The sequence below is a fragment of the Candidatus Tisiphia endosymbiont of Sialis lutaria genome, assembly GCF_964026535.1.
In the GTDB taxonomy this organism is placed as follows: domain Bacteria; phylum Pseudomonadota; class Alphaproteobacteria; order Rickettsiales; family Rickettsiaceae; genus Tisiphia.
Window position 1 is genome coordinate 1,247,151 of sequence record NZ_OZ032153.1, and the last position, 13,003, is coordinate 1,260,153.

Below are 13,003 nucleotides of genomic sequence, written 5' to 3' on the forward strand. Positions count from 1 at the left end.
ACCGAATTTGCAATAACTTGTTATATCGAATTCAGGCTAAACTAGAGCTGATAAAATTTTTTAAGGAAAAATCTTTATGACAACAGGAATGACAAATTTTTATGGGCAATTAAGCAGTACTCAGCAATTTGATCAAATAAGAATCAATATTGCTAGTCCTGACCAAGTGCGTTCATGGTCTTTTGGTGAAGTGATGAAACCTGAGACGATAAATTATCGTACGTTCAAGCCAGAAAAAGAGGGATTATTCTGTGCTAGGATTTTTGGACCAGTAAAAGACTATGAATGTCTTTGTGGTAAATATAAGCGTATGAAATATCGTGGCATTACTTGTGAGAAATGCGGTGTTGAAGTTACTACATCTAGAGTTCGTCGAGAAAGAATGGGGCATATTGAACTAGCAGCACCAGTTGCTCATATATGGTTCTTGAAATCTCTACCATCAAGGATTAGTACCTTGCTAGATATGACCATGAAGGATTTGGAAAAAGTTCTGTATTTTGAAAGTTATGTAGTTGTTGATCCTGGGTTATCTGATCTACACAAAGGAGAGCTTTTATCAGAAGATAGTCTGCAAAAGGCACAAGATGAGTATGGAGGAGATAATTTTACGGCTTCTATTGGGGCGGAAGTAGTTCGCCAAATGCTTTCAGAACTTGATTTACCTGAATTAAAGAAGAAATTACAAGAGGATTTATCAAGTACCTCTTCAGAAATTAAAAAGAAGAAGATTGTCAAAAGACTTAAGTTAGTGGAAGATTTTCTGGAATCCGAAAATAAGCCAGAATGGATGATTATGACCGTTCTGCCAATTATTCCACCTGAGATTAGACCATTAGTTATGCTTGATGGAGGCAGATTTGCCACTTCTGATCTTAACGAACTTTATAGAAGAGTTATTAATAGAAATAATAGATTAAAAAGACTACTAGAACTAAAGGCACCGGATATTATCATCCGAAATGAAAAAAGGATGTTACAAGAATCAGTCGATGCATTATTCGATAATGGTCGTCGTGGTAAGGTAGTAAAAAATACTAATAAGCGTCCATTTAAGTCGCTTAGTGACATGTTAAAAGGTAAACAAGGTCGGCTTCGTCAGAATTTGCTGGGTAAAAGGGTGGATTATTCTGGTCGTTCCGTTATCGTTGTTGGACCAGAGCTTAAGCTGCATCAATGTGGGTTGCCAAAGACCATGGCTTTGGAATTATTCAAACCATTTATTTATTCAAAGCTTGAATTACATGGAATTGCTACCACTATAAAAGCTGCTAAAAAAATGGTTGAAGCTGAAAAACCAGAAGTATGGGATATTTTAGAAGACGTTATACGTGAACACCCGGTATTGCTTAATAGAGCACCAACTTTGCACCGTTTAGGTATCCAGGCTTTTGAACCTTTACTGATAGAAGGGAAAGCTATTCAGCTACATCCTTTAGTTTGTGCTGCGTTCAATGCTGACTTTGATGGTGACCAGATGGCAGTGCATATCCCTCTTTCAATCGAAGCACAGCTTGAAGCCAGGGTGCTTATGATGTCAACAAACAACATATTGAGTCCAGCAAATGGTCGTCCGATTATCGTACCTGATAAGGATATAGTACTGGGTCTTTATTATTTAACTATGGCTTTTGATAATGAGCCTGGTGAAGGAATGGTATTTGCCAAAATGTCAGAGGTTGAGCATGCTTTGTATAATAAGGTAATAACTATTCACTCGAAGATAAAATTTCGTCGCTATATGCTTAATGCTGCAGGGGAAGTTGTAGCAACTATGGTCGATACTACCCTTGGTAGATTAATTATTGGAGATTTATTACCTCGTAATTATAATGTTGGGTTTAAGTTTGTCAATAAAGCCATGACTAAAAAGGATATATCGGGGGTAATTGATTTGGTATATCGCCATTGTGGTCAAAAGTCTACGGTGATTTTTGCTGATCAGCTAATGAAACTTGGATTTAAATATGCTTGTTCCTCAGGTATTTCTTTTGGTATGGACGATATGGTTGTACCAAAATCAAAAGATACTCATATTAATGCAACATTGACTGAGGTCAAAGAGTTTGAACAACAATATTCTGATGGTCTGATTACCTATGGTGAGAAATACAATAAAGTAATTGATTCTTGGTCGAGATGTACTGATAAAGTAGCAAATGACATGATGAAAGAAATTGCTACGATGCCGGTTAATGATAAACCTAATCATCAAAAAGTAAATGCTATATATATGATGGCTACTTCAGGAGCAAGGGGATCAGCAGCACAGATTAAGCAGTTAGCCGGTATGCGTGGTTTGATGGCTAAACCATCAGGCGAGATTATTGAAACTCCTATTATTTCTAATTTCCGTGAAGGTCTTACGGTTCTTGAGTATTTTAATTCTACACATGGGGCACGTAAAGGTCTGGCGGATACAGCATTGAAAACAGCTAACTCTGGGTATTTAACTCGTAGATTAGTTGATGTTGCTCAAGATTGTATAATTACCGATGAAGATTGTCACACTACAAAAGGTATAGAAGTTAGAAGTATTATTGATGGTGGTGAAGTTATTGTATCACTGGCAGAGCAGATTTTAGGTAGAACAGTGGCAATTAACGTCTATCACCCAGTGACTAATATGCTATTACTATCAGCTGGGGAATTAATTAACGAAGCAAAATTAGAAGAAATCGAATCTTCTGGTCTAGATTCAGTGCTAGTACGATCTGTTTTAACATGTGAGATTCCTGACGGAATATGTGTAAAATGCTATGGTAGAGATCTAGCTACTGGTTCATTAGTTTCAGTAGGAGAAGCAATTGGAGTGATTGCCGCCCAGTCAATTGGTGAGCCAGGTACTCAGCTAACCATGAGAACTTTCCATATTGGAGGAGCTGCGACAAAAGGTGCTGAAGTATCATCAATAGAAGCTTCTCATGATGCAAAAGTGAAGATTCTAGGGCGTAATGTGGTTATTGATTCTGAAGGTCGTAGGATTGTAATGGGTCGTTCATGTGAGTTATTATTATTGGATAGTAACAATAATGAGAAAGCAAGGCATAAAGTACCGTATGGGGCAAGATTGATAGCTGATGATTTAGATAATGTAAAAAAGGCACAAAAATTAGTAGAGTGGGATCCATATACTATTCCAATTATTACCGAGAAATCTGGTAAAGTTGTATTCAAAGATATGGTAGAAGGGGTATCAATTCGTGATATTACTGATGAAGCAACTGGTATTTCTAGCAAAGTTATAGTTGAATCAAAACAATATTTACGTGGAGCAGAGTTACGTCCTCGTATCCAATTAGTTGATGAGAATGGAGAAACCATTATGTTATCCAATGGTTTAGAGGCTAGATACTATATACCAGTAAATGCTATTTTAAGTGTTGAAGATGGGGCTAAAGTATCAGTAGGAGATATCTTGTCACGTATTCCAAGGGAATCAACTAAAACCAAAGATATTACTGGTGGTCTTCCAAGGGTGGGCGAACTTGTTGAAGCTAGACGTCCAAAAGATCATGCCGTTATTGCAGAAATAGATGGTAGAGTTGAATTTGGTAAAGACTATAAGTCAAAAAGACGTATTATTATTCAGCCAAGTGAAGGTGGTATGCCAATTGAGTATATGGTACCAAAAGGCAAGCATGTTGTGGTTAATGAGGGTGATTTTGTTAAAAAAGGCGATATGTTAATTGATGGTAATCCAGTACTACAGGATATTTTAAAAGTAATGGGAGTGGAAGCTCTTACAAGTTATATGGTTGGAGAAATTCAAGCAGTATATCGTTTACAGGGTGTAAAAATTGACGATAAACATATCGAGGTAATAATCCGTCAGATGCTACAAAAAGTAGAGATAACCAATTCTGGTGATACGACATTAATGGTTGATGAGAAGATAGATCATCGCGAATTTGCTGAAATTAATGAAAAAGCTATTAAGAATGGTTTAAGACCGGCGGAAGCTCAGGTAATTCTGCAAGGTATTACTAAGGCATCGCTGCAAACTAGATCGTTTATTTCAGCGGCTTCTTTCCAAGAAACAACGAGAGTTTTAACGGAATCGGCTATAGCTGGAAGAGTTGATAAGTTACGTGGACTGAAAGAAAATGTCATAGTTGGTAGATTAGTGCCGGCAGGAACAGGCTTTTACATGAATAGGATGCGTAAACTTGCCGCTAGGTTAGATCAAGAAGAGATTAATTATCAAAAAACTTTAGAGAATTAATCTTATCTTTACTCCGTTTATAGTCAATTTTTGTCATACCTGCGAAGGCGGGAATCTAGATACCTGCCTTCGCAGGTATGACACTGAGTTAAGCAGGGGTGATAAGAAAGCACGGAAATGATATATGGATTGCCACGCTCACATATGTTCGCTCGCAATGACAAGTTATAGATTTATACGTCATTGCGAGAAGGCGTGAGCCTACGAAGCAATCCATATAGTCTTGATGTATCTATACTAATTCTCATGGATTGCTTCGTCGCTACTAAAGTAGCTCCTCGCAATGACGCTTAGCAGTCAGCTTTTTTATTCATCATAAGGAAATAAATAAAAAATTGTAGGGTACTATGCTCTATAACACTCATTGATGACTTCTTTTTGCCAATTATAATATTTATTTTTTTCGTATTCCTTACCTATGTTATATGGCGGTGATGTTATTATTAAATTTATACTGTTATCTGAAATCTGTTTTAATAATTTCATACAATCACCTTCAAATAGAATTGCTTGATTATTTAAATCAAAACTATTTTTTAAGATATTATGTTCTTGTTTTTGACAAGGCAATTTATTCACAAATTCACTAAAACTATAATTCTTTTCCTGTATTTCAGGTATTTTAATTGCTTCTTGTGTCATATTTTAGAAAATTAAAGTTTTATTAATATTCATCCTTATAGACTCCCCACAATATTTTTTTAGGTAGCCACCCAGTATAATTTTTACAACGCACTTGGCAATGATCTTTTTTGCATTTATTAAGTAAGCAACGGACTTGATTACTTACTTTTACAATAATTTTATTTTGATCATCAGGCACTTTAGTAAGTGCTACCAACTCTGGGCTTACCACAATCACCGATCTTTTACCGGATAATACGCTGGAATGCACCCAGCCACCTTCTCCTTTTATGTCCTGAATTTGCCTCCATTGTTCATATTCTGCAATAATTTCTACAGGTTCCCCTTTTTTAATAAATACCCATTCTATAGGGGCTCTTATCGTAGGACCAACTCTAGCATTTACCTCATTAGCCTTTATCGCGGCAAATCTAGGTATAGGTAACCTTTGATCATCGGCATTTGTTAGCAAAGGTATAGTGGCTAAAATAAGCCCAATCCAAATATATAGCCCCATATATAGTTTTTGTTGTAATAGTAGCAATAATTTGATCGCCATGAGTAACACACCTAGTATTTCTCTGAATCATTTTCTTCTAATTCATGCAATGCATCATCTCGCTTAGCTGTTACATAATTACCTGACCTAAATTGTCCTTTGATACGATTTATTTCATATTCACTCAAACCAATAAATTTTAGAATAGTTCCACCAAGCTGTAACCCAGTCTCATAATTTTCTGGGATGATTGTGGTTGCTCCAGCATCATAAAATTCTCTAGCATTTTGTAAATTTTTTAATCTTACAATAACCTCAAGATCTGGAAAATTACTTGAGATTGTTCGAAGAGATTTTTTGATAGTAACCTTATTATTCATTGTAAGCGCTAGAGCTAAAATCCTTTCTGCTCCGACGGCTTTTAACGTATCAATTTGTGATACATCTCCCCTAAAAACTGGAAATCCATTAGCTGTTTCTTCTTTGACAATTTCGTCATTAACATCTAATGCTATATAATTGATTCCTTCAGCTTCTAGCACTGATGCTACCATCTTACCAACACTACCAAAACCAGCAATTATTATATGATTTGTTAAATCTCTTGCCCCAAGTTCTATAATTTGTATTGGAGTTTTCCCAAGCTGCTTATCAAGTTTTTCAGCAAGTTTTCTGCCTAAAATTGCCAGTAGTGGAGTTAGTGCCATGGTACATGTCACCACTAATAAAAGCACATTGGCAGTACTCTCTTCAATAACCCCAGTTTCTTTACCAAGGCCAAATAAGATAAAAGCAAACTCTCCGCCTTGTGACAATAATAAACCGGCGTGCAATGCCACTCCCCGATTAAAACCAAATAAGATACAAAAGGCGGTAATAATTAATGTTTTTACCATGATCAAGGCAACAGTGCAAGTTAGGATAGTTGATATTTGAGCATATATTTCCTGTGCATCAATATTCATACCAACGCTCATAAAGAATAGTCCTAACAATAAGCTTTTGAAAGGATATATACTTTCTTCCGCTTGCAATCGAAAATCTGTTTCTGCAACCAAAACCCCCGCAACAAAAGCTCCTAAAGCAAGTGATAGACCAAAATATTCTGTTGCCCAAGCAGCTGACAAAACTACCAATAAAGTCATGGAAATTGGCAGCTCGTTTATATCACCATTTTCTGATGAAATGAACCCAAACAAAGGTCTTAGCAATACCCTACCTGCAACAAATATAGCAAATAGAGCTATAATAGCCTTAAGCAAAGCTATCCCTAGAGCTGATACTAAAGAAACTTTACTATCGCTAGCAAATAGCGGTACAATAACTAGCAGTGGTACAACTGCGAGGTCTTGTAATAACAAAATAGCTAGGGATATACGCCCGAGTTGAGTCGCTTGGCTACGGCTTTCTTCAATCACTTGCATGACAAGTGCCGTCGAGGATAAAGCAAGACCACCCCCAATAATAATTGCAGCACCACTATTACCGCTAATTAGAGCAACAGCAGCAGCAATTATTATAGCAGTTGTTAATACTTGCAGTGAGCCAAGACCGAATACATACCTCCTCATTACCTTTAATCTTTCAAAAGATAATTCCAAACCTATAGCAAAAAGCAAAAAAACTACTCCTAATTCTCCTAATAATTTTGTCTGATCATAGGTTACAATCCTAAATCCATTATCACCAATTACCGCTCCGGCAATTAAATATCCCAAAACAGGACTGAGATTAAGACGTTTCAGTATTGCTACAACAAATACACCAGTTCCTAATAAAATTATAATATTGATAAGAATATGTTCTTCCATTTACACCTTTTCTTTAGAAGTTATTTATATATAGTCAATTGATGAGAAGTTGGTGACATCATCATTCAATGCTTGCCTATTACTTATAGACACTGCCCCATCATTCCTAGCCCAAATTTTCCTGGATTGACTATACATTATTTTTTAACTACACTAAGTAGTTTTCAGTAAAAAATCTAATATTTTTAATTTATTTTTTTCCCCACATCTGTTCTAACTTAAAATGCTCTCTAGTTTCTGGGTAAAAAATATTCACTAATATATCTCCAACGTCTATTAACACCCATTCAGATTTTCCAAGCCCTTCTATATTAGTACTGATATTAGCTTGATTCTTTAGCTCTAAAGCTAAATATTCAGCAATTGCTCCGACATTTTTAGTTGAACGTCCGCTTGCAAGAATAATATATTCAGCTAAGGTGGTTTTTTGCTTTATATCTATTACAACTATATCTTCTGCTTTTTTTTCTTCTAAACATTTAACGACAAACTCTTTTAATAGTTCAATATTTTTTATCATAATTATCCTTTTGTTTTTTTCGAATCTAAGATGATGGCTTTTTTGTAAAGAATTAATTATTGCAGGCTATAAATTTTTGCTATATTCTGCATAAAAAGTTTAAAAAAATGGCAATATCTATTACAGAACTTGAAAAGATTATACGTTATAGTTTTCCAAATGCCAAAATAAAAATCATTGATCTAGCTGGGGATCAGGATCATTATTCCTTAGAAATACAAGATGATGCTTTTTGGGGAATCAGTCTCATTAATCAGCACAAGATGGTAAAAAAAGCTTTAGCAGAAATATTGGATAATAATAAATTACATGCTATCACTATCAAAACTATCAATTCTCCATTAAATAATTAGTTATCGTAAGTAGCCTCCTAGTATTTAAAAATTTAAAATTCGGTAGCACTTCCCAAGCTTTTATAATATAATGCAGCTAATGATAAATGTATATAGCAATAAATTAAGCATTCGTAGCTCAGCTGGATAGAGCGTTGCCCTCCGAAGGCAGAGGTCGTTGGTTCAAATCCAATCGAGTGCACCACATTCCTGCTTCGGTGCGGAATCTAAACCACAACTGTTGAAAGTTAGAAGAGGAAGCGGTTTTAGACCGGATAGTTTAAAAGTCGTATGTGGTCAACGTCATTGCGAGAAAGACCGTAGGTCGACGAAGCAATCCATAAAAGCAACCAAAGATGGATTGCCACGACCACTACGTGGTCTCGCAATGACAGAAAACCTATCTAAAACCGCTTCCTCTTCTAACTTTCAACAGTTGTGGAATCTAACCCCCTGCTTATGCAGGGTGACAACCATTGTCTTATATTTTATTCAAATCTGTAAAAAACTTGATTATCTAGTATAAAGTAATAGGTAAGCGACGAGTAACGACGTTACCAACTTCTCATCAATTGACTATAGCAGGAAGGGAATATGTTGAGGGAAGCTAAGATTAACAAATAAAATCTATACTTTATTCCTAAATAGGGTTACTATTTAGGTTCTTATTCCTAAATAGTAACCCTATGTATACAAGATATTTAAAATTGAACTTAAGTAACAGGCAAACAGCTTTTTTATGGGGAGCTAGGAAGGTAGGGAAATCAACTTATTTAAAAAGTCTGTATCCTAATTCGATATATTATGACCTATTAAAAACTGATCTATACATTAAGTATCTAAAACAACCTTCAAAATTTAGAGAAGAAATATTAGCATTAGATTTAGCTAAACTCACCTTTCCTATAATAGTAGATGAAGTACAAAAAGTTCCAGCATTACTTGATGAGATACATTGGCTTATAGAGAATAGTGATAGTTATTTCATTTTATGCGGTTCAAGTAGTAGAAAATTAAGAGCCTATGGTACAAATTTATTAGGTGGTAGAGCGATAAAATATAATTTCTATCCATTGATATATCCTGAAATACAGTCAGAATTTAATCTTCTAAAAATATTTAACAATGGCTTAGTTCCATCACATTTCATTAGTAATAATCCTCGTAAGTTACTAAAAGCTTATGTTGAGGATTATTTAACTAATGAGATTCGAGCTGAGGGATTAGTAAGAAATATAACTGCTTTTAGTAGATTTATAGATAGCACAGCCTTCTCTAGCGGTGAACTATTAAACTATTCTAACATAGCTCGGGATTGTTCTATTGATGCCAAAACAGTTAAAGAATATTACCAAATACTAGTTGATACTTTAGTAGGATATTTAGTTTATCCATATCAAAAGAAAATTAGTAGAGAAATTATATCATCTCACCCCAAATTTTATTTTTTTGATGTAGGAGTTGCAAATAGCATTAGTCAAAATCGTTTTGATAATATCAAAGGTTCAGAAGCAGGAAGAGCTTTAGAGCACTACGTATTTACTGAGTTACAAGCATATGTAAACCTAAATGATTTAGATCATCGTATAAATTATTGGCGTACTAAAACCGGTTTAGAAGTTGATTTTATAATTAGCACTATTACCAGCCAACCATTACCAATTGAAGTAAAAATATCTTCAAATGTCCACAAAACCGAATTAAAAGGTATAAAATCTTTTATGGAAGAACATCAAATAGATAAAGGTTATTTAGTTTGTTTAGAAGATACTTCTAGGAAGATAATTTGGGGTAATCAACAAATTAACATATTGCCAATAGAAGAATTTTTAACAAAATTATGGAATCATACGATTTTTAAGTCGTATTGGGGAAATATCCACTGAGGAAACAGTATAGTCAATTGAATTTATTTTAATTAGTAATCATAACTTATCTGATAATCCGCCATTTAGGGTTTTCAGTAGTTCAGTGATCTTAGCGACAGATAGTTTGGTTATTTTCGCCTGACTTCGGAAAATAGTTAAAGATAAGTGTATAGAAAAAGCAGGAGAAAAAAGGTTTTGTTAATTAGAGGGCGTTTGTTGTGCCTCCATATATTTTTATTATTGACATACAATATTTTAGTAGATATACTAACCAACAATTAGTTTTAAATATGCTACTGATATGTTCGTTAGAGTCAAAAAATCTGCTACCCGTAATGTTAACGCTGTTCAACTAGTAGAAGGGATACGCGATCCCATAACTAATAAAGTAAAACAACGGGTTGTTCGACATATTGGCAGTGCATCAGACCAAGAAGAAATAACTAAATTAATAGAGCTTGCTGAATTCATTAAGGTTGAAATCACTAGTAGCACTCAACCTAATCTTATCCCAGACAAGGATATAGTATCGATGGCGATGTCATCTAGACAGCGGTGCGAGAAAGAACAAATACAACCACAACCTATTGATGATATCAGCAATTTACGTAGTCAAGGAAGCACTATCATTGGCATTCATGAGGTGTATGGAAAAATTTATGACCAACTTGGTTTTAATAAAATCTTACCCAATCCTGCCAGGGAAGTGTCGAGCATAAACATAATACGCAATGTTGTTTTAGCTCGTATTGCTAACCCAACTAGTAAGCGTGAAACAGTCAATTTATTGGTCAATAATTATGGAGTAGATTTAAAGCTTGATTCGGTATACAAAACTATGGATAAAATAGATGATAAGGTGGTTGAGAAAATCGAGCAGTGTGCTTTACTTAGCAGTCAAAAGTTGTTTAAAGAAAAAATCGATGTACTATTTTATGATGCAACTACTCTTTATTTTGAATCATTTACTGAAGATGAGTTGAAGAGTAAGGGGTTTAGTAAAGATCATAAATTCAATGAAGTACAGGTAATGCTGAGCATTTTTGTTACTAATAATGGTATTCCAATCGGTTATGAGATATTTCCTGGAGCGACCTATGAAGGTCATACTTTATTGAAAGCTTTAGATAGCTTGAAAGGCAGGTTTGCTATTGATAAAGTAGTGTTTGTAGCAGACAGCGGTATGTTGAATAATGAAAATTTAGCTCTATTAGAACAAGCTGGCTATCAATATATAGTAGGTGCCAAAATTAAGAATATGACTAAGGATATTACAGCTAAAATCTTAAATAGTGATGATTATCAGCCATTAACCGTTGATGCAGAAGAATATAAGGGAAAAATAATTGAACTAGCTGAAAAGGGTCGCAAACTGATTATGAGCTATAGTAGCAAAAGGGCTTATAAAGATGCTCAAGATAGAGAGCAAGCATTGAAGAAATTAATGAAAAAAATGAACAGAAGTAAAGGAGTTAAGTCGTTAATTTCTGCTAGTGGTTATAAAAAATATTTAATAATTAATAATAATGATAAGTTTGCAGTAAACGAGCAAAAGATAGAGGAAGATAGCAAATGGGACGGTTTGCATGGAGTTATTAGTAACCTAGAAAATGTTGATATAGCGTATATATTGTCTCGTTATAAAGGATTGTGGCAAATTGAAGAAACATTTAGAGTTAGTAAACACGATATTAAGATTAGACCAATTTATCATTGGAGTCCTAGTAGAATCAAGGCACATATTGCTTTATGTTTTATGGCGTTAGTATGTATCAGGCATTTAGAATATCGGGTAAATTTACAGTCAATTAAACTATCACCGGAACGATTACGTAAAGCACTAATTGGGGTGGAAATTACCAGTGTAGTACACATTAAAGATAAAAGAGTATTTGGCATTCCATCCCCGGTATCAGATGAGGCAAAGATTATTTATAAGGCAATGAATTTACCGATTAGCACTATTCCTTATTTAATATCATCAGGAGAGTAAAAGAAATAATCAAGTAGTAAAGGTAATAATTATTATAGGATTATTTTGAAATTTTTATATTCGAACAAATAATTTGTTGTGCCTGGAAATTTTATCATTTCCTGAGCTGTCAGCCACTTTTTGGCACAACAACACTGAAGTCGGGAAAATTGTTCGAAATTGGTAACTAGCATTATCACAGATTAAATATATTTTTTCCTTGTCACTATTCTCCTCTTCCAATCTCTGTAGGAAATTAACTACCTGCTCCCCATTTATTTTGGGGTTCTCTGTGCTTACTAACTGTAAATTAACTAGGTTAATAGCACCAATCATGTGCTTTCTTCTCCAGCCATTGAATGTTGGTAAGGTTTTATCTTGGTTCTTTCTTATCCAACCGCACCTTGCCTTTGCTTGATACTGAGGATGAACACCATCCATAAAATATATGGCTTCCTTATCTCTGAGATTCCCTTTTAGTAAACTGTAGTTTAACTTAAATAATTCTTGCTTGTCAAAATCCAGCTTAGCTGGTACTACTTTCAGCTTCTTGTAAACAAACCCCCGTTTGTATAGTAATTTTGTTACTCCCGTTATCGTATATGTCACACCATATTTGTTCTCAATGTGATGCATGATATCTTTAGCATAAACATAATTATTTGCTTCTAGGTGATTCACTAATTCTGCCTGCTCAACATCATTTAATTTGCTTGTGCTACCTCCGTTGTTGGTATCAAGCTTATTGGCTTTTTGATAATCAACAATATGTTTTCTTATCGCTTCGTGGCTCAGGAGTAGTACCTTAGCAATCTCTACATTACTATACCCATCGTCATACATCAAAACTGCCTTAATACGATCACGTATCCTTCCGTCTCGTTCTGTCTTATGACGTTCCTTCAATTTTTCTCTTTGTTCTTCTGTCAATACATTCTTGCTCATAATATCATATACTCTATAATATCTCTCCTATCTTTGCAACCCTTAATTTATTAGTAGTACATTATGCCGTCATTAGCGAGGAGCCACTTTGGTAGAGACTAAGCAATAAATTGTTATTCCCGTCCACTATTGTCATTCTTAGCAACGACGGGAATCTAGCCCCCTACCTACGCAGGTATGACACTAATACTACAGTTGTAGATTGAA

The 13,003-nt window shown here is 34.7% G+C and carries 9 protein-coding genes and 1 tRNA gene; 5 read left to right on the plus strand and 5 right to left on the minus strand.

Annotated elements, in window-relative coordinates; all coding sequences use genetic code 11:
- Positions 1-76: 76 nt before the first annotated feature.
- Positions 77-4,225: a DNA-directed RNA polymerase subunit beta' gene (gene rpoC, locus AAGD20_RS06050; RefSeq protein WP_410520899.1), complete on the plus strand. Its 4,149-nt coding sequence runs from the start codon at positions 77-79 to the stop codon at positions 4,223-4,225.
- A 345-nt stretch (positions 4,226-4,570) separates the two neighbouring features.
- Here the strand turns inward: rpoC and AAGD20_RS06055 are convergent, their stop codons facing one another.
- The 4 genes from AAGD20_RS06055 to rsfS all read right to left on the minus strand — a co-directional run bounded on the left by AAGD20_RS06055 (position 4,571) and on the right by rsfS (position 7,679).
- Positions 4,571-4,867: a DNA methyltransferase gene (locus tag AAGD20_RS06055; protein ID WP_094648761.1), complete on the minus strand. Its 297-nt coding sequence runs from the start codon at positions 4,865-4,867 to the stop codon at positions 4,571-4,573.
- Positions 4,868-4,889: 22 nt separating this feature from the next.
- A complete protein-coding gene (locus AAGD20_RS06060) occupies positions 4,890-5,366 on the minus strand; it encodes an SH3 domain-containing protein (protein ID WP_094648773.1) in 477 nt (158 codons plus the stop codon).
- Positions 5,367-5,419: 53 nt separating this feature from the next.
- Positions 5,420-7,159 (minus strand): cation:proton antiporter, encoded by a 1,740-nt coding sequence (locus AAGD20_RS06065; RefSeq protein ID WP_341748813.1) that lies wholly within the window; start codon positions 7,157-7,159, stop codon positions 5,420-5,422.
- 190 nt (positions 7,160-7,349) lie between these two features.
- Complete coding sequence (gene rsfS, locus AAGD20_RS06070; RefSeq protein ID WP_341748814.1) at positions 7,350-7,679, minus strand: ribosome silencing factor; 330 nt, start codon at positions 7,677-7,679, stop codon at positions 7,350-7,352.
- 107 nt (positions 7,680-7,786) lie between these two features.
- Between rsfS and AAGD20_RS06075 the strand changes: the two genes are divergently transcribed.
- From AAGD20_RS06075 to AAGD20_RS06090, 4 genes are all read left to right on the plus strand, one after another.
- Positions 7,787-8,032 carry a BolA/IbaG family iron-sulfur metabolism protein gene (locus AAGD20_RS06075; RefSeq protein WP_094648774.1) on the plus strand — a complete coding sequence of 82 codons (246 nt, stop codon included), beginning with the start codon at positions 7,787-7,789 and terminating at the stop codon, positions 8,030-8,032.
- A 107-nt stretch (positions 8,033-8,139) separates the two neighbouring features.
- A tRNA-Arg gene (locus AAGD20_RS06080) sits at positions 8,140-8,216 on the plus strand.
- Between the two features lie 481 nt (positions 8,217-8,697).
- On the plus strand, positions 8,698-9,897 hold the full coding sequence (locus tag AAGD20_RS06085; RefSeq protein ID WP_094648764.1) for an ATP-binding protein: 1,200 nt from the start codon (positions 8,698-8,700) through the stop codon (positions 9,895-9,897).
- Positions 9,898-10,180: 283 nt separating this feature from the next.
- Positions 10,181-11,872 carry an IS1634 family transposase gene (locus AAGD20_RS06090; protein WP_341748631.1) on the plus strand — a complete coding sequence of 564 codons (1,692 nt, stop codon included), beginning with the start codon at positions 10,181-10,183 and terminating at the stop codon, positions 11,870-11,872.
- Positions 11,873-11,926: 54 nt separating this feature from the next.
- On the opposite strand, the gene AAGD20_RS06095 is transcribed toward AAGD20_RS06090, so the two are convergent.
- Positions 11,927-12,796 (minus strand): IS630 family transposase, encoded by an 870-nt coding sequence (locus tag AAGD20_RS06095; RefSeq protein WP_341748815.1) that lies wholly within the window; start codon positions 12,794-12,796, stop codon positions 11,927-11,929.
- Positions 12,797-13,003 lie beyond the last annotated feature (207 nt).